The organism is Chitinimonas arctica, assembly GCF_007431345.1.
Lineage (GTDB): Bacteria > Pseudomonadota > Gammaproteobacteria > Burkholderiales > Chitinimonadaceae > Chitinimonas > Chitinimonas arctica.
On the sequence record NZ_CP041730.1, the window covers coordinates 4,563,122 to 4,587,348 of the forward strand.

Consider the following 24,227-nt stretch of genomic DNA (forward strand, 5'->3'; position numbering starts at 1 on the left):
CGAACCCGTTTCCACAGTTTGTCGTAATCGTCTCGCCCAAGCGCAGCGCTAAAAAAGCACATAAGGCCATCAACATGATGCAAACCTTCCAGAGCCAGTCCTATTTGTTCGGCGGCAATGCCCCGTTCATCGAAGAGCTCTACGAGCAATACCTCGCCGACCCGCAAACGGTGTCGCAAGAATGGCGGGACTATTTCGACAAACTGCAGCAGTTGCCCGGCAATACCGACCGGGATATCCCGCGCGCCTCCATCGAGGAATCGTTTGTCCAGATGGCCAAGCAGCCCCGCGTCGGCGGCCGCAGCGAAGCCGCCGAGAAGGAGGCCATGAAGAAGCAGGTGGCCGTACTCCGGCTGATTTCGGCCTACCGGGTAATGGGTGTGCGCTACGCCACCCTGGACCCGCTCAAGCGCCTGGACCAGCAGCCCCTGGTGGAGCTGGACCCGGCCACCCATGGCCTGACCGATGCCGATATGGCCCGCACCTTCGATTGCGGCAATCTGGCCGGTCCCGAGCGCGATACCCTGGCAAATATCCTGGCCCGCCTCAAGCAGACCTTCTGCGGCAATATCGGCCTGGAATACATGCACATCACCGATTCGGCGCAGCGTCACTGGGTTCAGACGCGCTTCGAGGAATCGCGTTCGGTGCCCAGCTTCAATCGCGACAAGAAGCTGCGCATCCTCAAGCAGATCACCGCCGCCGAAACCCTGGAGCGCTATCTGCACACCAAGTATGTCGGCCAGAAGCGCTTCTCGCTGGAAGGCGGCGAAAGCATGATCGCGGCGCTGGATCACCTGGTGCAGGCATCGGGCGAGAACGGCGTGCAGGAAATGGTCATCGGCATGGCCCACCGTGGCCGTCTGAACGTGCTGGTCAATACCCTGGGCAAGCGCCCGGCCGACCTGTTCTCCGAGTTCGAGGGCAAGTACAGCTACGACCTGCCGTCCGGCGACGTGAAGTACCACATGGGTTTCAGCTCGGACATCCCGACCCCTGGCGGTGCGGTGCACGTTTCGCTGGCCTTCAATCCTTCCCACCTGGAAATCGTCAATCCGGTGGTGGTCGGCTCCGCTCGTGCGCGCCAACAGCGCCGCGGCGACCGCGTCGGCGACCAGGTGATGCCGGTGCTGCTGCACGGCGACTCGGCCTTTATCGGCCTGGGGACCAACCAGGGCACCTTCAACCTGTCGCAGACCCGTGGCTACGGCGTCGGCGGTACCATGCACATCGTCATCAACAACCAGATCGGCTTCACGACCTCGGACACCCGCGATACCCGCTCGTCCCTGTACTGTACCGATATCGCCAAGATGATCGAGGCGCCGATCTTCCACGTGAACGGCGACGATCCGGAAGCCGTCTGCTTCGTGATGCAGGCCGCCATCGACTATCGCCGCAAGTTCCGCCGCGACGTGGTGATCGACCTGGTCTGCTTCCGCAAGCTGGGCCACAACGAGGGCGACGATCCGATGTTGACCCAGCCGATGATGTACAAGCGCATCGCCAAGCACCCCGGCGCGCGCAAGATGTACGCCGACCGGCTGGTGATGGAAGGCCTGCTCAGCGCCGACGAAGCCGATGCGCTGATCAAGGACTACCGTGCCGCGCTTGACAAGGGCGAGCACGTCGAACAAACCACCCTGACCGATTTCAAGCGCAGCTTCGCCATCGATTTCGGCGCTTTCAAGGGCACCCACTGGGCCCACCCGACCGATACCACCCTGAGCGCGGCCGAACTGGGCCGCCTGGCGGAGAAGGTCAACAAGGTGCCGGATGGCTTCAAGCTGCACCCGACCGTGGACAAGGTGCTGGCGGCTCGCCGCGAAATGGGTGCCGGCCGGCAGAACATCGACTGGGGCATGTCGGAAATCCTCGCCTACGGTTCGCTGCTGGAAAAAGGCTATGGCGTGCGCATTTCGGGTGAAGACTCGGGTCGCGGCACCTTCAGCCACCGGCATGCGGTGCTGCACGACCAGAACCGCGAGAAGTGGGATGCCGGCGCGGCCGTGCCGCTACGTAACCTGAGCGAAAACCAGGGCAATTTCCTGGTGATCGACTCCATTCTCAATGAAGAAGCAGTGCTGGCCTTCGAGTACGGCTACAGCTCGTCCGCACCGGACGAACTGGTGATCTGGGAAGCCCAGTTCGGCGACTTCGCCAACGGCGCCCAGGTGGTGATCGACCAGTTCATCACTTCCGGCGAGACCAAGTGGGGCCGTTATTGCGGCCTGACCATGATGCTGCCGCACGGTTACGACGGCCAAGGCCCCGAACATAGCTCGGCACGCCTGGAGCGTTATCTGCAGATGTGCGCCGAGCACAATGTGCAGGTGATCATGCCGTCCGAGGCCAGCCAGATGTTCCACGTGCTGCGTCGCCAGCAGCTGCGGCCTTACCGCAAGCCGCTGATCATCCTGATGTCCAAGCGCCTGCTGCGCTACAAGGATGCGATGAGCTCGCTGGATGCCTTCACCCAGGGCGGCTTCCGTCCCGTCATCGGCGATCCGGTCAATCCGGACACCAAGAAGGTGAAGCGCGTCATCGTCTGTTCCGGCCAGGTCTACTACGACCTGCACAACGCCCGCAGCGAGCGCGAACAGAAGGATGTCGCCATCGTGCGCGTCGAACAGCTCTATCCCTTCCCGACCGATGAATTGAAGGCCGAACTGGGTAAGTACACGGCCGCCAAGGAAATCATGTGGGTACAGGAAGAGCCGAAGAACCAGGGCGCCTGGCACCAGATCCGGCACCGGCTGGAAGCCTGTATGTCGGCCAAGCAGACCTTGTTGTACGCTGGCCGTCCGTCGTCCGCCTCGCCGGCGGTCGGCTATATGAGCAAGCATGCCGCCCAGCTCAAGGCCTTCCTCGACGAAGCCATGAACCTCGCCAAATAAATAAGCACCGCGAGCGGCGGTCCGGCACTCGCGCCGGATCGCCGCTCCAGCCAACCCACAAACCCAACGTAGGCCGCCAACGGAGCCGAATAATATGCTGATCGAAGTCAAAGTCCCCCAACTGCCCGAGTCCGTATCCGAAGCCACCCTTGTCAGCTGGAAGAAGAAGGTAGGCGACTATGTCGAGCGGGATGAAAACCTGATCGACCTGGAAACCGACAAGGTGGTTCTGGAACTGCCCGCCCCGCAAGCCGGTGTGATCGTCAGCCTGGTCAAGGGCGATGGCGCGACCGTGGTCAGCCAGGAATTGATTGCGACCATCGATACCGAAGCCAAGGCTGGCGCTGCCGCACCTGCCGCCGCCGCTCCCGCTCCGGCCGCTGCCGCCGAGCCGAGCCGCGTGGCAGCAGCAGCCGCCGCCGCAGGCGTACCGGAAAACGCCATTGGTTTCGGCACCGCCGTGATGCCGGCCGCCAAGAAGGCCGCCGCCGATGCCGGCGTCGATACTGCCAAGGTCCAGGGCACTGGCCGCGATGGCCGGGTGCTGAAGGAAGATGTCGTGGCTGCCGCTGCCAAGCCGGCTGCCGCCAAGCCGGCCGCGCCAGCTGCCCCGGCCGCCGCCGCACCCGCCATGGGTGACCGCGCCGAGCAGCGCGTGCCGATGTCGCGCCTGCGCCAACGCGTGGCCGAGCGCCTGCTGGAATCGCAAGCCACCGCCGCCATCCTCACCACCTTCAATGAAGTGAACATGAAGCCGGTGATGGAACTGCGCAACCGCTACAAGGACAAGTTCGAAAAGGAACACGGCATCAAGCTGGGTTTCATGGGCTTCTTCGTCAAGGCTGCCGTACACGCCCTGAAGAAGTACCCCATCGTCAACGCCTCGGTGGATGGCAGCGATATCGTCTACCACGGCTACTATGATATCGGTGTGGCCGTGGGTAGCCCGCGCGGCCTGGTGGTGCCGGTGATCCGCAATGCCGACCAGCTGAGCCTGGCGCAGATCGAAAAGCAGATCGCCGATTTCGGTAAGCGCGCGCAGGAAGGCAAGCTGACCATGGATGAGCTGACCGGTGGCACCTATACCATCTCCAATGGCGGTACCTTCGGTTCGATGATGTCCACGCCTATCATCAACCCGCCGCAAAGCGCCATTTTGGGCATGCATGCCACGCGCGAACGCGCCATGGTCGAAAACGGCCAAGTGGTGGTCCTGCCGATGATGTACCTGGCCCAGTCCTACGATCACCGCATCATCGACGGCCGCGAAGCCGTGCTGTCGCTGGTGGCGATCAAGGAAGCCATCGAAGACCCGGCGCGCCTGTTGCTGGATATCTGATCGGTCCCGAGCGGCCGGGGGCGGGCTTAGCCCGCCCGATTGCAACGGCGGGCCAGGCCCGCCTTACGTATTGGTGAAATCTATGTCCCAACAATTCGACGTCGTCGTGATCGGCGGCGGACCCGGCGGTTATGTCGCAGCCATCCGCGCCGCCCAACTCGGCTTCAAGACAGCCTGTATCGATGCCACCAGCAATGCCGAAGGCAAGCAAAGCCTCGGCGGTACCTGCCTGAACGTCGGCTGCATCCCCTCCAAGGCGCTGCTGCAATCGTCCGAGAACTTCCATCATGCCGCCCACAGCTTTGCCGACCATGGCATCAGCACCGGTACGGTCAAGATGGATGTGGCGCAGATGCTCAAGCGCAAGGAAGAGATCATCGCCAAGAACACCGGCGGTATTGCTTTCCTGTTCCGTAAGAACAAGGTGACCAGTTTTCACGGTACCGGCGCCTTCAAGTCCAAGAATGGCGACAAGTATGTGCTGGAAGCCAAGCTGGCCGACGGCAAGACCGAACTGATCGAAGCCAGCCATGTAATCGTGGCCACCGGCTCAAGCGTGCGCCAGTTGCCCGGCGTGACCATCGATAACAAGCTGGTGCTCGATAATGAAGGTGCGCTGGCCATCCCCGCCGTGCCTAAGCGTCTGGGCGTGATCGGCGCCGGCGTGATCGGCCTGGAAATGGGTTCGGTCTGGAAGCGTCTGGGCTCGGAAGTGACCGTGCTGGAAGCCATGCCGACCTTCCTCGGCGCCGCCGACGACCAGGTCGCACGCGAAGCATTGAAATTCCTGACCAAGGACACCGGCCTGGTGATCAATACCGGTGTAAAGATCGGTGAGATCAAGGTCGGCAAGAAAGATGTCACCGTCAACTACGTCGATGCCGCCGGTGCCGAGCAGAAGGCGGTCTACGACAAGCTGATCGTTTCCATCGGCCGTATCCCGAATACCGCCGGCCTGAATGCCGACGCCGTCGGCCTGAAACTGACCGAGCGCGGCCAGGTGGAAGTGGACGACGATTGCCGTACCAACCTGCCCAATGTCTGGGCGGTGGGCGACGTGGTGCGTGGCCCGATGTTGGCGCACAAGGCTTCGGAAGAGGGTGTGGCGGTGGCCGAGCGTATTGCCGGCCAGCATCCGCACGTCGATTTCAATACCGTGCCGTGGGTGATCTACACCAGTCCGGAAATCGCCTGGGTGGGCAAGACCGAGCAGCAGCTCAAGGCCGAAGGCACCGAGTACAAGAAGGGGCAATTCCTGTTCTCGGCCAATGGCCGCGCGCTGGCATTGGGCGAGGCCAAGGGCTTCGTCAAGATGTTGGCCGACAAGAAGACCGACCGCATCCTGGGCGTCCATATCGTCGGTCCATTCGCTTCCGAACTGATTTCGGAAGCGGTTGTGGCGATGGAATTCAGCGCCTCGTCTGAAGACATCGCCCGTATCGTTCACGCGCATCCATCCTTGTCCGAAGCGCTGCACGAAGCGGCGCTGGGCTGTGACGGCCGTACCCTGCATAGCTGAACGATTTTAAAGGGCGGGAACCTTGGTCGGTTGCCGCCCTATCAAGCAAATCTCTCAAAAAGGGAAAACATAATGAATCTGCACGAATACCAAGCGAAAGATCTGCTGGCGAAATATGGCCTGCCTGTACAAAAGGGCATTCTGGCCAACACGCCGGAAGAAACCGCCAACGCCTTCCGTTCCATGGGTGGCAAGTTCGCCGTGGTAAAGGCGCAGGTACATGCCGGTGGTCGCGGCAAGGCTGGCGGCGTCAAGGTCGTGAAGAGTGCCGAAGAAGCTGCCGATGTCGCCAAGACCTTGCTGGGCAAGCGTCTGGTGACTTACCAGACCGATGCCAAGGGCCAGCCGGTCGGCTCGCTGCTGGTATGCGAAGATATGTATCCGGTGCAGCGTGAACTGTACCTGGGCGCCGTGGTGGACCGTTCCACCCGCAGCATCGTCTTTATGACTTCCACCGAAGGCGGCGTGGAAATCGAAGAAGTCGCGCACAACACCCCGGAAAAGATCATCAAGACCGTGGTCGATCCGCTGGTTGGCCTGCAGCCTTACCAGGCACGCGAAGCCGGCTTTGCGCTGGGCTTGGACGAAAAGCAGATCAAGCAGTTCACCGGCCTGATGATGGGCGCCTACAAGGCTTTCGTGGAAAACGATTTCGCCCTGTTCGAAATCAACCCGCTGGCCATCCGTGGCGACGGCACCCTGTGCTGCGTGGATGCCAAGATCGGCATCGACTCCAATGCCGCTTTCCGCCTGCCGTCCATCGTGGCGCTGCGCGACAAGTCGCAAGAGAATGAGCGCGAGCTGAAGGCTTCCGAGTTCGATCTGAACTACGTCGCCCTGGAAGGCAATATCGGCTGCATGGTGAACGGCGCCGGCCTGGCCATGGCGACCATGGACATCATCAAGCTGAAGGGCGGCCAACCGGCCAACTTCCTGGACGTGGGCGGTGGCGCCACCAAGGAACGCGTGATCGAAGCCTTCAAGCTGATCCTGGCCGACGAATCGGTCAAGGGCGTGCTGATCAACATCTTCGGCGGCATCGTCCGTTGCGACATGATCGCCGAAGCCATCATCGCCGCCGTGAAGGAAGTGAACGTGACCGTGCCGGTCGTGGTTCGCCTGGAAGGCAACAATGCGGAGCTGGGCGCCAAGATTCTGAACGAATCCGGCCTCAAGCTGACCTCGGCACAAGGCCTGAACGACGCCGCCGAGAAGATCGTGGCCGCCGTCGCCATGCTCGCTTAATCACCCGCACAGAATCAGGAGTTATTCAATGAGCGTTCTAGTCAACAAGAACACCAAGGTGCTGGTACAAGGCTTCACCGGCAAGAACGGTACCTTCCACGCCGAACAGGCGCTGAAGGTCGGCACCAAGGTCGTCGGCGGCGTGACCCCCGGCAAGGGCGGCAGCGAGCATCTGGGCCTGCCCGTCTTCAACACCATGCGCGATGCCGCCAAGGCAACCCAGGCCGACGCTTCGGTCATCTATGTACCGGCGCCTTTCGCCAAGGATTCCATCCTGGAAGCCATCGATGCCGGCATCAAGCTGATCGTCTGCATCACCGAAGGCGTGCCCACCATCGATATGCTGTACGTCAAGCGCGCTGTCGATGAAGCCGGTATCCGCCTGATCGGACCGAACTGCCCCGGCGTCATCACCCCGGGCGAGTGCAAGATCGGCATCATGCCGTGGCATATCCACAATCCAGGCCGTATCGGCATCGTGTCGCGTTCCGGCACGCTGACCTACGAAGCCGTGGCGCAGACCACCGCCTTGGGCCTGGGCCAGTCCACCTGTATCGGTATCGGCGGCGACCCCATCCCAGGCACCAGCCATATCGATGCGCTCAAGCTGTTCCAGGACGATCCCGATACCGACGCCATCATCATGATCGGTGAAATCGGTGGCTCGGCCGAAGAAGAAGCGGCCGAATTCGCCAAGGCCTATGTGACCAAGCCAGTGGTCGGCTACATTGCCGGCGTCACTGCCCCCAAGGGCAAGCGCATGGGCCACGCCGGTGCCATCATCTCCGGCGGCAAGGGTACGGCCGAAGAGAAGTTCGCGGCTTTCGAGCGTGCAGGCATCGCCTACACCCGTAGCCCGGCCGAAATCGGCAAGACCATGTTCGAGCTGCTGAAAAGCAAGGGCATGATCAAGTAAGACGGCAGTATCGGTAACAAACGGCAACGCCACCTTAGGGTGGCGTTGCCGTTTGTGGTTCTCCCCGGCCTTCCGTGCCTGCTTGAATCCAGCGGGGGCGGCAAAGAGTGGTGATGAATATCGGAGCGAACGCTGTGAAAAGAATCAAAGCGGCGTGGGCGTTCAGGATTGCCGCTCCCTTAAGGCACTATCTTCCGATAGCGTATAGGCGTGTAATCCGCCAACTCCACCGCGGAATAGGTCGTTTCGCAAACGCCCCCGCAACTGACCGAGGATTCCAGCATCTTGAAGCGGATATCCGTTCCACTGCTCCGGCCGATATAGAGCCGGGCATGGTGTTGGCGCCAGACCAGGGCATCGCCGGGTTCCAGGGCCTCCAGCGAGGGGAGCGGCGTCGATACCCTGAATAGCGCATCGGTGGTGTGATGAGGTATGCCCCATGCATTGGAGACGTAGCCGGAGCAATCCACGCCGGTTGCGATACGCGTGATGCAAAACCTTCTGTGCGGGTCGCGGCAGCTACAGATATCGCCGGCCAGCGCACCCTTGGCGATCCTTTTCCGGAATTGCTCCGGCGAGTTGTCGCCACCCCATTGGTAGGGCATGGCGGTAATCTCCTGGCCCTGGCGGCCCTCGAGCTGCTTTGGACGTTGCCAGTACTTGCCAGCCCCGACATCGCATTCAGAGGGTATGTTGGGGTGGGCATAGTTTCGTTCGCCCAGTACCCAGGTCATGCTGAGATACCGATAAGCCTCGGCCAGTACATCGCCGCGAGGGCGGGGCGGGTAGCCATCCAAGGACTGCGGCGGCAGCGCGCCATTCTCCTGCGCACTCTGCTCGCGGAAGGCTTGCTCCAGTTCATCGTCCGATTGCTGTTCGTCCTGAGGCGTCACCACGGGCGGCGCCGGCCGATGCAACACGGCGTCCTCGGGCGAGGTCAGCTCAAGTGGCAGCAGGAAGGCTTGCTTGCCCGCGGCGCCTTGGAAATAGGCCCGGCCGTCCGGCGCAAGGGCCACATACCGTGCCGGGAGTTGCTCGGCCAGCTCGGTGGGTACGCGGACCAACCGGGACAACCGTCCCTCCGGGGTGAAGCGTCCGACCCAGGCAGTGGGACGAGGCTCGGACAGTTCCTCCCACCAGAGCAGGATGGCGCCATCGGCAAGTGTTTGTACGCCATTTACCGAAGCCGCTTTTCCGCCCAGCAGGGAAGGTAGACCCACCCGCCAGTCCCGTCCAGCCGCGCCCCGGCCCGATGTAAACAGGGTGCCGTCGCTGCTACGTTCAACCTTGAATGAGGGTGGCTGGCGGCGCACGAGGTAAGTGCCTGCCGGCAAATCGCGTGGCGGGATCTGCCAGGCGATCTTCCCGCCCGCCGCGACCGCTACCGTGTCGACCTCGGCCAGTATTTCCCCCTGGCGTGAAAGCAATGCAAGCAAGCCGTTTTCCACCTTCAGGGAAGTGGCCTGGCCGGCTATTTTCGGTAGGGGGATTTCATCGGTGTGCCCCCCGTCCACCGCCACGCGCAGCAAGCGCTGCCGGACGACATCGAGCGTAGCCAGGTTGGCGGCATCCAGCATGACAATACCACCCGGACCGATACCGGCTTGATCCGGCTCGTTCGGCACGACGGATAGTGATGGCAGCAACAGCTTTTCGGCAGCCATGGTCGGCGTGGCGTAATTGAGGATGGCCAGCATGGCTACGTGACGAAAAGCCGTTGCCAACAAGCGGCGAGTCTTCAACATATTCGTCTCCATCTAACAGGGTTTAGGTCCCGATGGAGGAGGCTCGCTTTGCCGGGCGCTATCGCATAAAGACGTGACTATCAAAAACCGCCGCATCTCTTGGCGATGCCTGGCCCCGCCAGTGCGAACGGCCGTGGGTAAGACGCCTTGCCAAACGGCCCCGCATACGCTCAAATTCACCGTCGGCCATCCGGCCTAAACGAGATTTCTTGCCATGAAAAATCTGCTCGTCCTGTGTTCCCTGCTGGCTGGCCTGTATTCCCACGCCGGCGAGATGCCCTACAACGAGTCCAGCGATGCCAAGCGAGATGTCAAACAGGCGCTGATCGAGGCCGCCAAGGCGAAAAAGCCGGTATTGCTGGTATTTGGCGCCAACTGGTGCGAGGACTGCCGGGCCTTGGATACTTCACTCAAGACCGACAGGAACGCCAAGCTGATGGCCGAGGAGTTCAAGGTGGTGAAGATCGATGTCGGCCGCTTCGACAAGAACCTCGATCTGGACACGGTCTACGGCAATCCCATCAAGAAGGGCATACCCGCCGTGGTGGTATTGGCGCCGGATCAGCGGGTCCTGTACGCCACCCGGGCCGGCGAGTTGGCCAATGCGAGGGGAATGGACGCGGCAGGGGTGTATGGATTCTTTCACCGCATCGTTGAAGAGGCGGCCAAGCCGGCTAAGTAAACCGGGGACATTCCGGAGAAGTTCGGATAATTTCGCCTTGGCATCAACTATACAGATTGCTTGGAACATGTTTTTTCCCATCCAAGTCTGACCTTAGGCCGGCGCATCCAACCCCGCCGGCGCCTGGTCCGCCAACGCACGCTGCCAGGCATGCTCATAGCCCGCTTCCAAAGCGCGGATAGTGGCGGCGGTATCGAACAGCGGGCAATCGAGGCGCTGGCTGGCCAGCCGCTTGCGCAATGCCGCCAGTTCGTCGGGCTGCCGTGCCAGCCGTCGTGCCAATGCGGCATAGTCGGCCAGCGTGGTGGTGACCAGCTCCGGCAAGCCGGCTGCAAGGAGGCAGCTGGCGGCCACCCGGCTGGCGAAGCTGTCCGCCGTGCAGGTCAGCAAGGGCAGGCCGGCCCAGAGAGCGTCGCTGGCCGTGGTATGGGCATTGCAGGGGAGGGTGTCGAGCGCCAGGTCGGCCAGGGCCAGGCGCGACAGGTGCTCCGCTTGCGGTAGCGGCGGCGCGAAGATCAAGCGCGCGGCTGGTACGCCCCGGCGTTCCGCTTCGTGCTGCAGGCGGCGCCGCTGGCGGGGGTGTCCGTCGAGCAGCCAGAGTATGCTGCCCGGCGTGTCGCGCAGGAGCCGCATCCAGAGATCGAACAGGCCGGGCAGAATCTTGTAGTGCTGATTGAAGCAGCAGAAGACAAAGGCGTCTTCGGGCAGTCCGGCTGCCTGGCGGTTGGAGGGAGGTGCGATGGCACGTGCCCGGTCGTTGATCTGGTAGCTGTGCGGCAAGCGGATGATGGACTCGCTGTAATGCTGTTCCATCCCCGGTGGTATTACCGTGGCATCCGCGATCAGATAGTCGCACCAGTCGGCGCCCAGTGTGCCGGGGTAGGCCAGGTAATGCATCTGGACCGGCGCCGGCCGCCAGGCCAGTACGTCGCAGCGGCTGGCACGGGTCCAGCCCTTCAGATCGACCAGGATATCGATGCCGTCCGATCGAATGCGTTGCGCCAGCGCCTGGCTATCCAGGTGCCGTACCGCTACGAATCGGTCAAAGCCGGCATCCAGGCGGGCACGCAGGGCGGAGCCATCGTTTTCGCCGTGGTCGTAGCCGAAAACCTCGAAGCGCGTACGGTCATGGCCGGAGAAGAGGCCCGCGCTTAGCCAGGCAGTGGCATGGGTATGGAAATCGCCGCCCAGGTAGCCCAGGCGGATACGTTCACCTTGGGCCGTGGGGCGGGCCGGTAGCGGCGTGGGCCGGTAGCTGCGGGCCCAGCGGCGGGCAATCGACAGCTGCCGGGCGGGATCGCTATCCAGCGCCAGCATGGCAAAGGGTGAGATGCGGGCAGCGGGATGGGCGGCCAAGGCCGTGCCTAGCTCGGCCATCTTCCGCTCCAGGCCATCCCATTCGAGCCCATGCAGCCGCATCAGCAAGGCGCCCGAGATGGCTTCCGCATAGTCGGGCCGCAGCATGGCGGCCCGCTCGTAGGCGGTCAGCGCCTCCGCGTATAGCGATTGCTCCTGCAGCAGCGCGGCGTAGTTCTTCCAGGCGATGGCATACTGCGGATCCAGCTCGATGGCGCGGCGGAAGTGGTGCATGGCCTGGGCGACCATGCCATTTTGCTGCAGCAGGGCGGCGTAATTGTTGTGCACGCGTGGCTGGCGCTCGTCCAGGCGCAGCGCATGCCGATACGCGGCCGCCGCCGCCTCGCCCTTGCCCAGATGGTGGGCGTGCATGCCCAGCTGATTCCAGGCTTGCGGCCATTCCGGCCGCAGGGTGGCGGCCCGGCGGTAGGCGAGGTGGGCAGCCGGATGCCGCTCCAGCCCATGCCAGATCTCCCCGCATGCCAGCTGCAGGTCCGCATCTTCCGGCGCCAGGCCTTGCGCCCGTGTTACCCATTCCGCCGCCTGCGCCGGTCTGCCGGCTTGCCAGGCCAGTTGGGCGCGCAACAGCCACGCTTGCGCACGGCCCGGATATTTCTCCGTCACCATGGCGGCAAAGTTGTCGGCGGCGGCGTGGTCGCCGGCCGCTTGGCGTTGCCGGGCCAGGTCCAGCAGTTCGGTGTCCGAAAGAGAAGCGTTCATCGCGCGGATTTTAGCCACCCGGGCGTAAAAAAACTCAGTGACAGGTGAGTTGTACTCCAAAAATTGGACACAGCTCCAACCTTTTAGGTGACATTCTGCGCCCATACCTGCGTAGCAGACCTATATCAATAGATCCTCCAATTTCTGATCATTCATCCCAAGAGAAGTGAATTGCTTGGCCCTGACAGCTTTTTTCCTCAAGCTAATGTTGCTGTTGGACAGGGGGCAAAACTACGCCCAGTCCAGATGGTTGGGGAAATGGATATTGGGGAGCAGGCAGGTCCATCAACTTCGCTTTCGTTGCTGCTGACACATGCTCACATAAGCCATGCTGTTGCCCTCCATAGGAATGGAGATAGGGAGCAATCAGGTCGAATCCCCGAGCATCTTGTGCTTCATCGCGACGAAAGATCCAATAGGCCACGAGGTCGGCAAGCTGGATCAATCTGGATGCTTTCGAATCAATGAACAGTGGTACCTCGGCAAAGTTTCTCAATTTCCCATTTGCATGGCCTGCATGCTTAAAATGATGGCTGAGGAACTGCACGTTATTCTCGAAGTCTGCGCGATCAAAGATTACCAGCCCGCGTGCAGCCTCACCTTTGTTGTGGTATCGCGAAGCAAGATAGCCATCGAACTGGGTGGCTACGGCTTCAAATGCCATAGGTATGACGTGCTGCGAATTTGGGACCAGCTGTTTTTCGATGACAGCGGCGAACACTTTTACCCGCAGTTGGGTACTGGACAGGAGGTGTAGCGCATCCACCACTGCTTGGACTCGGTCACTGGGTGAGAAGCGCTTCCATCCGTCACTGCCGCTTCGCATTGGATTGGCGTGGAGCTCCACATTCTCTGGTTGCGCAGGGTCAAAGCGAGCAGCGATTGGTGTCAGATGGTTATCCAACCAATGCGTCTGTCGCTCGAAAACACAGATACCACCCATCACAAAGAATTGCTGGGACTTGTCTGTCGGGGAACCCGAATCATCCAGATAGAGCAGGTACACGAGCGCTCCATATAGCTAAAGGCCGCACCAGGCGGCCTTTAGACGATATCGGTTAGTTGGGTGAGGCAATCGCTCAGCGCACCGCGATAACATTGGTCGGTGCTCCCAACCTGGGCCTGACCATACGCTATTTCTCTTTTTTGATCAACCATGCGTGTTACATCCAGGCCGGTACGTTCGAGAGAATACATGGCGTCATCAGTACAAAACTAAATGGGCTGAGTCCTGTGCGGTACAGAACTCAGCCCTTTGCGGCTTGATCCGCTTTCCTAACCGCCCAACTTCTTTGGACAGTTCAAGGGTCGCGGGTTTCTTGCCTCACGTAAATATATAAATTCAATCCACGTGGTAGTTCGGCGCTTCCTTGGTGATCTGCACGTCATGCACATGCGATTCACGGATGCCGGCCGAGGTGATCTCGACGAACTCGGCCCGTTCGTGCACTTCCTTGATGGAACCGCAGCCCAGATACCCCATGGAGGAGCGCAGGCCGCCCATCAGCTGGTGGATAGCGGCGGTCAGCGTGCCCTTGTACGGTACGCGGCCTTCGATGCCTTCCGGCACGAATTTGTCCGGCTTGCTGGTGGTGTCCTGGAAGTACCGATCGCTGGAGCCTTGCTGCATGGCGCCCAGTGAACCCATACCGCGATAGCTCTTGTAGGAGCGGCCTTGGTACAGTTCGACTTCGCCCGGTGCTTCTTCGGTGCCGGCGAACAGGCCGCCCAGCATGACGCAATGCGCGCCGGCCGCCAGGGCCTTGGCGATATCGCCGGAGAAGCGGATGCCGCCGTCGGCGATCAGCGGTACGCCGGTACCGGCCAGGGCGTCGGCCACATTGGCCACGGCACTGATCTGCGGTACGCCAACGCCGGCCACGATACGGGTGGTACAGATCGAACCCGGGCCGATACCGACCTTGACGCCGTCGGCGCCGGCATCGACCAGCGCCAGCGCGCCGGAAGCGGTGGCGATATTGCCGCCGATCAGCTGCACATCGGGGAAGTTGCGCTTGACCCATTTGATACGGTCCAGCACGCCTTGGCTGTGGCCGTGCGAGGTGTCCACCACCAGTACGTCCACGCCGGCTTCGACCAGGCCGGCAACCCGCTCTTCGGTATCGCCGCCGGTGCCTACCGCGGCGCCTACCAGCAACTGGCCCAGGCTATCCTTGGCCGCATGGGGATGCTCGACCGTCTTGATGATGTCCTTGACCGTGATCAGGCCCTTGAGCTGGAAGGCTTCGTTCACCACCAGCACGCGCTCGAGGCGGTGGGTGTGCATCAGCTCGCGGGCTTCGTCGATGCTGGCGCCTTCGCGCACCGTCACCAGCTTGGCCTTGGGCGTCATGATGGAAGAAACCGGTGCATCCAGGCGGGTCTCGAACCGCAGGTCGCGGTTGGTGACGATGCCGACCACCTGGCCATTGGCTTCCACGACCGGCAGGCCGGAGATGCGGTACTGGCTGGTCAGGGCCAGGACTTCCCGCACCAGCATATCGGGGCGAACCGTGACCGGATCCTTTACCACGCCGGATTCGTAGCGTTTGACCTTGGAGACTTCCGCCGCCTGTTGCTTGGGCGACATATTCTTGTGCACGATGCCGACGCCGCCTTCCTGAGCCATGGCGATGGCCAGACGGGCTTCGGTAACGGTATCCATGGCGGCCGAGATCAACGGCAGATTGATGCGGAGATTGCGCGTGAGCTGGGTCGAGAGATCGACATTGCGCGGCATCACAAGGGAGTGAGCGGGGACGAGCAGGACGTCGTCGAAGGTCAGCGCTTTTTGAATGACACGCATTGCTTAAGTCCTTTGCGGCAAAAATCGATTATACCGTAATTCGCCAAATGCTCCGACCCACAAGCACAATTCACACCGGGAATACCGCGTGCAGAGCCATTCACGGCGTATGCCGGCCGCGCCATGCACTATGCTGAGCGTGCAAGGTTGGCGAGCGAAAACCAAAAAGAGGGTCTGCGTTTGGAAACGAACAACCTTATCGGGCTGGTAATGTCGGGCGGGGGAGCCCGTGCCGCTTATCAGGTCGGGGTACTGCGCGCCATTGCCAAGATGCTGCCCAAGGACGCGCCTAATCCGTTCCAGATTATTTGCGGGACCTCGGCCGGCGGAATCAATGCGGCTGCCCTGGCGGCCGGCGCGCGGCAGTTTCGCAAGAGCGTCTGCAAGCTTGAATACGTCTGGAAGAACTTCCATGTGGACGAGGTGTACCGCACCGATGTCCGCACCATGTTGCGCCAATTCGGGCATTGGGTGAGTTCCCTGCTGTTTGGCGGCTTTGGCCGCCACAATCCGCGTTCCTTTCTCGATAATACGCCGCTGGACGGGCTGCTGCAGCGGCTGATCGATTTCGACGATATCGACCGGGCCATCGAAGCCGGCGCCTTGACCGCCTTGTCCATCACCGCTTCGGGTTACAACTCCGGTCAATCGGTATCCTTTTTTCAGGGCGTGTCCAGCTTGGAAGGGTGGAACCGGGTACAGCGGCTGGGTTGCCGCTCCAAGATCGAGATCAAGCACCTGTTGGCGACCTCGGCCATCCCTTTTGTTTTTCCGGCGGTCCGCATCAACCGTGAATGGTTTGGCGACGGTTCGGTACGGCAGGTGGCGCCGATCAGTCCGGCACTGCACCTGGGCGCCCACAAGGTGCTGGTGGTGGGTGTTTCGACCGCGCGCGAACCGAGCACCGAACGCTTGTATGTACCGACCTATCCAACCCTGGCCCAGGTGGCCGGCCATCTGATGAATAGCGTGTTTATCGACGGCATGGAGGTGGATCTGGAACGGATCACCCGGGTGAACCACACGATTTCGTTTATTCCGGAGGAAAGGCGCAAAGACGGGGTGAATCTCAAAAAGGTGGAAATGCTGGTCATTTCGCCCTCGAAGCCATTGGAGCAGATCGCCTCCCGCCACACCGGACATTTCCCTTGGACGCTGCGCTTTGTACTGGGAGGCTTGGGCGCCTTGAAGCGGCAGGGTTCGGTGCTGACCTCCTATCTGCTGTTCCACCGGCATTACACCCGAGATTTGATCGAACTTGGTTATAACGACGCGATGCGTCGGCGCGACGACATCGTGCGGTTTCTCGGCTATGATCCAGCCGCGCTTGCGCCCCATGAGGACTGATGCCGTGTTCCGCCGCCTGGCTTTGCTCTCCCTGCTATCGATACTGGTTGCCTGCGCCGGCTTCCCGCGCGGCAAGCTGGCCGCGGTCGCGGTGCCGCCCGGTACCAAGGTATTGCGCGCGCCGGCCGATTGGGGCGAATTGGCGCGCGATGCCGCTTTTCGCATGTCGCAGCGTGCCTCGCAGCTGAAGGACATGGGCCAGAAACCGATTTTCGTCAGCGAACCCGCCAAGCCCACCCCGTTCGCGCTGGCCTTGCGCCAGTATCTGCAAAGCAATCTTACCGAGCTCGGCCTGACCGTGGCGCAGCGCAAGGGTGAGGGCATGCTGATGCTGGACGCCGATGTGCAGTCGGTACGGTTGGCCAGCGGCCTGCAAGTGGTGGTGACCACGGCCATAGGCAACGGCAGCCGCTACCTGTTCCGCGGTACCGAGGCTTATGCCGTTGACCAGGCCGATGTGAAACTCTATGACGAGTCGCTATTGCCGCCACCTCCCGCGCCGCCCGATCCGCCCACGCCGGTCAAGCGCATCAATGTGACGGGGGCCTGAGCATGCGCGCCCTGTTGCTTTGCTGCCTGCTGTTGTCCGCCTGTGCCAGCTACCAGGCAGGGGCCAAGAATCCGCTGATCCGCGCCAGCTATGATGCCGCCGATAGGCTGGCGGCCATGGCTTATCCCATCGTCAAGGTGGACCAGCCGGTGATTGTCGCTACCTTCGTCAATATCGATCAATTGACCACGACTTCGACTTTCGGCCGTATGCTGGCCGAACAGGTGGCCAGCCGCCTGCTCTATCATCGCTACCCCATTATCGAGCTCAAACTGCGCGGCAGTGTGTTCGTGCGTGAAGGGCGAGGTGAACTTCTGCTGTCGCGCGAGGTCAAAGACATCAGCCAGGCGCACAATGTGCAGGCCGTCGTGGTAGGAACCTATGCAGTGACCCAGGACAAGATTTTTCTTAACCTCAAGGTGGTACGGCCGCTGGATAACCGCGTATTGGCTGCCCATGACCTGGCCATCGACCTTGACGATACCACTCGGGCGATGTTCGTCTCCGACGACGCCGTCTGACTCCTTCCCTTTCCTACACCTCCTCCCATTGCCATGACCCAGTTGAATTACCGTATCGGCTTCCTAGCCATTTCCCTCGCCTGCGCGGGCATGATGGGTTTTGCCCTTTACCTTCAGCACTACCAGTATTTGAATCCCTGTCCCCTGTGCATGTTTCAGCGGGTTTTCGTCGTAGCGGTGGGCGCGGTCGCCTTGCTGGGCGCCCTGCACGGTCCGGGGGTATGGCGCCACCGGGTCTACGCCGGGCTTTGCGCGCTGCTGGGGCTGGCCGGGCTGGGTGTCGCCGTGCGGCATACCGTGCTGCAGTACTGGCCGCCCGAATATCTGCCCAGCTGTGGCGCCGGTGTCTTCCAGATGCTGGAGAAGTCCCCTTGGGGCGAGGTGGCCGTGACCGTGCTGAAAGGCAGTGGCGAATGTGCGATCATCGAATGGCGCTTGCTGGGGCTGTCCTTGCCCGGCTGGACCGGCCTCTGCTTTGCCGGTCTGGTGGTGGCTGCGATCCTGTTGGCGCGTAAACGCAAGCCATGAGACAAGTGGACGGATTCGCGCCCTTCGCCTGATCGCCCAAAAAACAGCCGCCCCGCCAATTGACCTGGCGGGGCGGCTGTTTTTCAAAGGGCTGGAGGTGTCGCGCTTACTTCAGCATCTTCCACAGGAAGCTGTACTCCAATGCGGTCATATCCGCCTTCTGCTTGTTGTCCGCCGCGCCGGCATGGCCACCCTCGGTATTCTCGTAGTACCAGGTGTTCTTGATGCCCATGGCCTGCATCTTGGCCATCATCTTGCGGGCATGGCCTGGATGGACGCGGTCGTCGCGGGTCGAGGTGGTGAACAGGATGTTCGGGTATTGGCCACCCTTTTTCAGGTTATGGTAAGGCGAGTACTTGCGGATAAAGGCCCATTCGGCAGGCTTGTCGGGATTGCCGAACTCGCCCATCCACGAAGCACCGGCCAGTAGCTTGCTATAGCGCTGCATGTCCAGCAGGGGTACCTGGCAGACCACCGCGCCGAATAGATCGGGACGCTCGGTCATCATCACGCCCATCAGCAGGCCGCCATTGCTGCCGCCCATGATGCCCAGCTTCTTCGGCTGGGTGATCTTGCGGGCGACCAATTGCTCCGCCACCGCGATAAAGTCGTCGTAAGCACGCTGCCGGTTGCCCTTCAGCGCCGCCTGGTGCCAGCGCGGCCCGAATTCGCCGCCGCCACGGATATTGGCGACCACATACACGCCGCCTTTTTCGATCCAGGCCTTGCCGGCGCCGGCCGAATACCAGGGGGTCATGCTCACTTCAAAACCGCCATAGCCGTACAGCAGGGTGGGATTGCTGCCATCGAGCACCATGCCCTTCGGCTTGACGATAAAGTAGGGGATCTTGGTGCCGTCCTTTGAGGTCGCTTCGTCTTGGGCGATCTCGAAATTGCTGGCGTCGAAGAAAGCCGGGCGCTGCTTGAGCAGTTCGCGCTCATCCGTGCCGGCGTGGGCCAGATAGAGGGTGTCGGGGGTGAGGAAGTCGACATGGGTCAGGAAGTAGTCGTCGGACTCGTCCTCATCCACCGCGGTGACGCCCAGGCTGCCGAAGGAGGGGGCCGCTACGCTGCGGCTCTGCCACTTGCCTTGCTCGAATCGCCATTCCTCGATCCGGCCCTTGACCTTGTCCAGCACGCTCAACACCAAATAGTTCTTGGTCCGGGTAAAGCCATCCCGATCCAGCGCGGTGGTATCGGTCGGGGTGAATAGCGCGGTGAATTCGCGCTTGCCGGCCTGGAAGGCGGCGAAATCGGTGGCCAGCAGGCTGCCGGCCGGCCAGGTCTTGCCGCCGGCTTGCCATGGCTCGCGCAGGCTGATGACCAGCTGCGGCCCGAAGAATGACACTTCCGCATCATCCGGCACGGCGATACGGCTCAGTTTTTCCCCTTCGCGCAACCAGGTTTCGCTGGTGTAGAAGGTCACGCCACGGCGCACCAGTTCATAGCGATAGCCTTCCCGTTCCGCCACCACGGCCGAGGAGGAAATGTCGGCCTGCTTGCCTTCGTATACCAGCTTGGCATTGCCCAGCGGAGTACCGCGCTGCCACAGCTTGACCACGCGGGGGTAGCCCGAATCGGTCATCGAACCCTTGCCGAAGTCGGTGGCAACAAAAATGGCATCCTTGCCTTGCCAGCTCACCTGGGTCTTGGATTCCGGCAGGGTAAAGCCGTCCTTGACGAAGCTCTTGCTGATCAGATCGAACTCCCGCACCACCACGGCGTCGGCGCCACCGCGCGACAGTTCCAGCAGGCAGCGGTCGTGCGCCGGGTAGCGGCAGTCGCCACCCTTGTAGACCCAGTTTTCGTTCTCGGCTTTGGCCAGTGCGTCGAGATCCAGCACCGTCTCCCATTCCGGCTCGGCCGTCTTGTAGCTGGCCAGCGTGGTACGGCGCCACAAGCCACGCGGATGCTCGCCATCGCGCCAGAAGTTGTAATAGTGCTCGCCCATCTTGTTGACGTAAGGGATGCGCGCCTTGGAATTGAGGATGTCCAGCACCTGGCCGCGCAGCGGTTCAAAGCCGGCTTCCTTCTCCAGCATGGCGCGGCTGGTGGCGTTCTGCGCCTTGACCCAGTCCAGCGATTTGGGGCCGGCCACGTCTTCCAGCCATTGGAAGCGGTCCGGGGTGGCGGCTTGGCTAAGCAGGCTGGCGCTGGTAAGCGCGAGCGAAAGCAGGAACTTGTTCATGGTTCTCCTCGTTATGTCCTAGGGCAGCGCCGGCTGGGCGCGGTCAGGGGGCGGGTAGCCCAACAGCCTGGCGAGAATAAGCAAGCCGCGCGAGCGACGGCGAGTTTATGCGATGGACTGTTGTATGGGCGGATGAAGAGGGGAGGGGAAGCGCGGGGGGTGTGGTGTTGCTCAGGAGGCGTGAGAGCGGGTGCGCCGGTCCAGGAAGGGGGCGGCAAGTTGCATCAAGGCGGTTCCCAGCAGGGCGCCGCAGCCGTTGGCGAGCATGTCCATCATATCGAAACTGCGATAGGGGGTCAGGCCTTGCAGGCATTCGATCAATACACCAAAGAGCATGCTGCCCAACAGGACGTAGCCGCGCCGGCCGGTCAAGGCCAGGCTCCAGCAGGCTGCCAGCGCGGCATAGCCGCCAAGATGCATCAGCTTGTCGCCGTTTTCCACATCCGGTACCGGCGGGCCAGGCATAAGCGAACCGACGGTAATCGCCAGTCCCACGCCTATGCTGGCCAACAGGATCACCCTGTCGACCGGAATGCGCCAGTGTTCAGTCATTCGAATCCTCTTCATTCCATCCGGTTATCACGCGCCGGATGATGTCGTGGCTAAAGCCACGGGTTTGCAAAAAGCGGGCTTGCTTGGCCCGTTCCGCCGGTTCCGACGCCGGCTGCCGGAACTTCTTCAGCCAGACCGTTCGTGCGCGGCTGAGTTCATTATCCTCGCTCGGCAATTGCGCCAATGCGGCGCGGATCAACGGTTCTGCTACCCCGCGTTGCTGCAGCTCGTTCTCCAGCCGAAAGCGGCCGAAGCGGGCGGCGTTGGCATCGACATAGGCGATGGCGAAGCGCGCGTCGGATTGCCAGCCGCGGGCGGCGAAGTCGTCCAGCAGGGCATCGAGATCCTCGCGGCTTTCCTCGCCACCGGCCAATTTGCGCCGCAATTCCAGGCGGGTATGCTCCCGTTGCGACAGCAGCTTGAGCGCCTTGCTGCGTATATCAGCCATCAAGCGCGTTCGTACAGCCAGTCGATATAGCGCGACACGCCGGCCTCGACATCCAGGAAGGGTTGCTCATAGCCGCTGTCGCGCAGGCGGCTGATATCGGCCTCGGTAAAGCTTTGGTATTTGCCCAGCAGGGCGGGCGGGAAGGGGATGTACTCGATGATGCCTTCGCTTACCAGCTGTGCCAGCGGCAGGGCTTCTTTGCCTTCGTGGCGGCGGCAGGCGTTGACGTTGGCGGCGGCCAACTGGTTGAAGCTTTGCGCCTGGCCGGTGCCCAGATTGAAGATACCGGACTGCTTCGGGTTGTCCAGGAAATGCAGGTTGACCTTGACCACGTCTTCCACCGAGACGAAGTCGCGGCGTTGTTCGCCATCGGCATAGCCATCACAGCCGGCGAACAGCTTGACCTTGCCCTGCTCGCGATACTGCTGGAAGTGATGCCAGGCGACCGAGGCCATGCGGCCCTTATGGTTTTCGCGCGGGCCGTAGACATTGAAATAGCGCAGGCCGACCACTTGCGAGCTGAGGTCGTCCCAGCGGCGGCGGACGATCTGGTCGAACAGGAACTTGGAGTAGCCGTATACATTCAGTGGCCCCTCCAGCTCGCGTTCCTCGCGGAACACCCGCCCGGCGCCGTAGACCGAGGCACTGGAGGCATAGATAAAGGGGATCTCTTCGATCTGGCAGTAGTCGAGCAAGGCCAGCGAATATTGATAGTTATTGTCCAGCATGTATTGGCCGTCCTGCTCCATGGTGTCGGAGCAGGCGCCCTGGTGCAGGATGGCGCTGATGTCGTTATCGAAGTCGCCGGCATCCAGCTGTTCGATAAAGTCATCCTTGTCGATGTAGTGGGCGATTTCGCAATCGACCAGGTTCTTGAACTTATCGCCCTGCTTGAGGTTGTCGACCGCGATGATCTCGCTGATGCCGCGGGCGTTGAGCGCCCTGACGATATTCGATCCGATAAAGCCGGCTGCGCCGGTGACGACGATATACATGGTGAAATTCCGATCCGGAAAAGATTGCCGCGATTTTACCGCTGCCCGGACGTTTTGGTGGGTTCCAGATCGATGGAGGCCGAGTTCACGCAATAGCGCAGTCCTTCCGGCCCCGGACCATCCGGGAAGACATGGCCCAGGTGGGCATCGCATTCGGCACAGAGTATCTCCACCCGTACCATGCCGTGGCTAAGGTCGCGTTTCTCCGCCACCTTGCCTGGCAAGGCCTGCCAAAAGCTGGGCCACCCACAGCCGGCGTCGAACTTGGTGGTCGATTCGAACAAGGGTGTGCCGCAGCAAATGCACTTATAGGTGCCTTCGGTGGTGGTGTCACAGTAGATTCCGCTGAAAGGCGGTTCGGTATGGGCCTGCCGGGCTACGCGGTACTGGGTTTCGCTCAATTGCCGGCGCCATTCGGCATCGGATTTGCTTGTCTTGCTCATGGTCTGCTCCTCGGCGGTGCGGATCCGGCCGTTGCCGGTGCTTATCGGAATGTAGCTGGGGTTGCACGCCAGGATTGCAAGCGTGTCGCCACGCCGATTGCGGGCCTGGGCGTCATGTTAAACTAGCCGCCTTCGTCGGATCGCCGCGGTTGCTCCGCCGGCGCTTTGTTCACCGTCCCATTAGAGAACCGATATGCAGCCCTGGCAAGACTTCCACGCCCCCGCCGATTATCTGCGCGACCGCGTTATCCTGGTGACCGGGGCCGGCCAGGGTTTGGGCGAGTCCGCCGCGATGGCTTTCGCGGCGCATGGCGCGACGGTGATCCTGCTGGGCCGCAATGAAAAGAAGCTGGCCCGCGTCTATGACGCCATCGAGTCCGCCGGCGGCGCCAAGCCCGCCGCCATCCCGCTGGATATGGCCAAGATGAGCGACCAGGATTGCGTCAACCTGGCCAATCTGCTCTGGAAGGAGTTCGATCGGCTGGATGGCATTGTTCACTGTGCCAACGGGTTCAACCATCTCTCGCCGCTGGTCAACCAGAAGCTGGAAGAGTGGATGGATATGTACCGAGTCAATGTGGCCGCGCCTTTTGCCATCAGCCGGGCTTGCCTACCGCTGCTGAAACGCGCGGACGACGGCGCGGTATTGTTCGTCGGCGAACAGCATGCTTTCGACCCCAAGGCCTATTGGGGTGGTTTCGCCGCCAGCCGTGCCGGCCAGGCCGCCCTGGCCAAGGTGGCGGCGGACGAATGGGACAAGCAGCCCTTCCCCCGCGTCAATCTGTTGATTCCCGGTCCGGTGCGTAGCCCTTTCCGTACCAAGACCCATCCAGCCGAAGATCTGGATGCGCTGCCGCTGGCGGCTGATATGGCGCCGGCCTTCCTGTGGCTGATGGGTCCGGCCGCCGCCGAAGTGCGCGGGCAGACCCTGTATTTCAATGCGCAACTGTCGGACACTGTCGTTCCGGACGATGAATCCGCCAGCTGATCACGCCACCGCGCCTGTCCGCCTGGACAAATGGCTATGGGCCGCGCGTTTTTTCAAGACGCGCAGCCTGGCCACCGCGGCCATCGACGCCGGCCATGTCCGGCTCAACGACGAGCGCCCCAAGCCGGCCCGCACCGTCAAGGTCGGCGACCGGCTGCATATCCGTACCGCCGCGGATGCGTTCGAACTGACCGTGCTTGCCATAAGCGAGCGGCGCGGCCCGGCCGGCGAAGCACGCCTGCTGTATGCGGAAACCGAAGCCAGCGTGGCCGAACGCGCCCGGAACCAACAAGCCCGCGCGCTGGAGCCCGTCTTCGACCATCCCGATGTCCGCGGTCGGCCGACCAAGAAATGGCGTCGGCAATTGCACTTTTTCCAGCGCAAACAGCAGGACTGAGCCGCCGATTGCGGTCAGGCAACCACACTTCTCTCCTACATCGCA

General features: G+C 61.9%; 21 protein-coding genes. 12 read left to right on the forward strand and 9 right to left on the reverse strand.

From position 1 onward, the window contains the following. The first annotated feature begins 74 nt into the window (after positions 1-74). The 5 genes from FNU76_RS20835 (at position 75) to sucD (ending at position 7,916) form a co-directional block, all read left to right on the forward strand. Positions 75-2,897, forward strand: coding sequence for a 2-oxoglutarate dehydrogenase E1 component (locus FNU76_RS20835; RefSeq protein WP_144279982.1), 2,823 nt, complete (start codon positions 75-77; stop codon positions 2,895-2,897). Between the two features lie 94 nt (positions 2,898-2,991). Beyond that, positions 2,992-4,236, forward strand: a complete 1,245-nt coding sequence (gene odhB, locus FNU76_RS20840) for a 2-oxoglutarate dehydrogenase complex dihydrolipoyllysine-residue succinyltransferase (protein WP_144279983.1) — start codon at positions 2,992-2,994, stop codon at positions 4,234-4,236. Positions 4,237-4,318: 82 nt separating this feature from the next. Beyond that, entirely contained in the window at positions 4,319-5,755 is a 1,437-nt protein-coding gene (gene lpdA / locus FNU76_RS20845) for a dihydrolipoyl dehydrogenase (protein WP_144279984.1), read from the forward strand. Between the two features lie 72 nt (positions 5,756-5,827). Further along, positions 5,828-7,000 (forward strand): ADP-forming succinate--CoA ligase subunit beta, encoded by a 1,173-nt coding sequence (sucC, locus tag FNU76_RS20850; RefSeq protein ID WP_144279985.1) that lies wholly within the window; start codon positions 5,828-5,830, stop codon positions 6,998-7,000. A gap of 28 nt (positions 7,001-7,028) precedes the next feature. Beyond that, positions 7,029-7,916 (forward strand): succinate--CoA ligase subunit alpha, encoded by an 888-nt coding sequence (sucD, locus tag FNU76_RS20855; protein WP_144279986.1) that lies wholly within the window; start codon positions 7,029-7,031, stop codon positions 7,914-7,916. A 179-nt stretch (positions 7,917-8,095) separates the two neighbouring features. On the opposite strand, the gene FNU76_RS20860 is transcribed toward sucD, so the two are convergent. Further along, complete coding sequence (locus FNU76_RS20860) at positions 8,096-9,661, reverse strand: NlpC/P60 family protein (RefSeq protein ID WP_144279987.1); 1,566 nt, start codon at positions 9,659-9,661, stop codon at positions 8,096-8,098. 214 nt (positions 9,662-9,875) lie between these two features. Between FNU76_RS20860 and FNU76_RS20865 the strand changes: the two genes are divergently transcribed. Next, positions 9,876-10,343, forward strand: a complete 468-nt coding sequence (locus FNU76_RS20865) for a thioredoxin family protein (protein ID WP_144279988.1) — start codon at positions 9,876-9,878, stop codon at positions 10,341-10,343. Positions 10,344-10,436: 93 nt separating this feature from the next. Here the strand turns inward: FNU76_RS20865 and FNU76_RS20870 are convergent, their stop codons facing one another. From FNU76_RS20870 to guaB, 3 genes are all read right to left on the reverse strand, one after another. Further along, complete coding sequence (locus tag FNU76_RS20870; RefSeq protein ID WP_179958225.1) at positions 10,437-12,419, reverse strand: O-linked N-acetylglucosamine transferase, SPINDLY family protein; 1,983 nt, start codon at positions 12,417-12,419, stop codon at positions 10,437-10,439. A gap of 202 nt (positions 12,420-12,621) precedes the next feature. Further along, the gene (locus FNU76_RS20875; RefSeq protein WP_144279990.1) at positions 12,622-13,425 is read right to left on the reverse strand and encodes a DUF3800 domain-containing protein; all 804 of its coding nucleotides are present in this window, start codon (positions 13,423-13,425) and stop codon (positions 12,622-12,624) included. Positions 13,426-13,761: 336 nt separating this feature from the next. Then, a complete protein-coding gene (gene guaB / locus FNU76_RS20880; protein WP_144279991.1) occupies positions 13,762-15,225 on the reverse strand; it encodes an IMP dehydrogenase in 1,464 nt (487 codons plus the stop codon). Between the two features lie 180 nt (positions 15,226-15,405). On the opposite strand from guaB, the gene FNU76_RS20885 reads away from it, so the two are divergent. The 4 genes from FNU76_RS20885 to FNU76_RS20900 are packed head-to-tail and all read left to right on the forward strand — an operon-like array spanning position 15,406 to position 18,171. Then, positions 15,406-16,572 carry a patatin-like phospholipase family protein gene (locus FNU76_RS20885; RefSeq protein WP_223879122.1) on the forward strand — a complete coding sequence of 389 codons (1,167 nt, stop codon included), beginning with the start codon at positions 15,406-15,408 and terminating at the stop codon, positions 16,570-16,572. Further along, positions 16,562-17,122 carry a hypothetical protein gene (locus tag FNU76_RS20890; protein ID WP_144279993.1) on the forward strand — a complete coding sequence of 187 codons (561 nt, stop codon included), beginning with the start codon at positions 16,562-16,564 and terminating at the stop codon, positions 17,120-17,122. The genes FNU76_RS20885 and FNU76_RS20890 overlap by 11 nt, the downstream gene beginning before the upstream one ends. A 2-nt stretch (positions 17,123-17,124) precedes the next feature. Further along, positions 17,125-17,643, forward strand: coding sequence for a FlgO family outer membrane protein (locus FNU76_RS20895; protein WP_144279994.1), 519 nt, complete (start codon positions 17,125-17,127; stop codon positions 17,641-17,643). 33 nt (positions 17,644-17,676) lie between these two features. Next, positions 17,677-18,171, forward strand: a complete 495-nt coding sequence (locus FNU76_RS20900) for a disulfide bond formation protein B (protein WP_144279995.1) — start codon at positions 17,677-17,679, stop codon at positions 18,169-18,171. Positions 18,172-18,277: 106 nt separating this feature from the next. Here FNU76_RS20900 and FNU76_RS20905 read toward each other — a convergent pair whose 3' ends face one another. The 5 genes from FNU76_RS20905 to msrB all read right to left on the reverse strand — a co-directional run bounded on the left by FNU76_RS20905 (position 18,278) and on the right by msrB (position 22,797). Then, complete coding sequence (locus FNU76_RS20905; protein WP_144279996.1) at positions 18,278-20,359, reverse strand: prolyl oligopeptidase family serine peptidase; 2,082 nt, start codon at positions 20,357-20,359, stop codon at positions 18,278-18,280. Between the two features lie 171 nt (positions 20,360-20,530). Continuing rightward, positions 20,531-20,911, reverse strand: coding sequence for a VanZ family protein (locus FNU76_RS20910; RefSeq protein WP_179958226.1), 381 nt, complete (start codon positions 20,909-20,911; stop codon positions 20,531-20,533). Beyond that, complete coding sequence (gene recX / locus FNU76_RS20915) at positions 20,904-21,359, reverse strand: recombination regulator RecX (protein ID WP_144279998.1); 456 nt, start codon at positions 21,357-21,359, stop codon at positions 20,904-20,906. Before recX ends, FNU76_RS20910 begins: the two co-directional genes overlap by 8 nt. Next, positions 21,359-22,354: an ADP-glyceromanno-heptose 6-epimerase gene (gene rfaD / locus FNU76_RS20920; RefSeq protein WP_144279999.1), complete on the reverse strand. Its 996-nt coding sequence runs from the start codon at positions 22,352-22,354 to the stop codon at positions 21,359-21,361. The genes recX and rfaD overlap by 1 nt, the downstream gene beginning before the upstream one ends. 35 nt (positions 22,355-22,389) lie before the next feature. Then, a complete protein-coding gene (gene msrB, locus FNU76_RS20925; protein WP_144280000.1) occupies positions 22,390-22,797 on the reverse strand; it encodes a peptide-methionine (R)-S-oxide reductase MsrB in 408 nt (135 codons plus the stop codon). A 193-nt stretch (positions 22,798-22,990) separates the two neighbouring features. On the opposite strand from msrB, the gene FNU76_RS20930 reads away from it, so the two are divergent. Together FNU76_RS20930 and FNU76_RS20935 are read left to right on the forward strand one after the other, a co-directional pair. Further along, complete coding sequence (locus FNU76_RS20930; RefSeq protein WP_144280001.1) at positions 22,991-23,785, forward strand: SDR family NAD(P)-dependent oxidoreductase; 795 nt, start codon at positions 22,991-22,993, stop codon at positions 23,783-23,785. After that, a complete protein-coding gene (locus FNU76_RS20935; RefSeq protein ID WP_144280002.1) occupies positions 23,769-24,182 on the forward strand; it encodes an RNA-binding S4 domain-containing protein in 414 nt (137 codons plus the stop codon). The genes FNU76_RS20930 and FNU76_RS20935 overlap by 17 nt, the downstream gene beginning before the upstream one ends. Positions 24,183-24,227 lie beyond the last annotated feature (45 nt).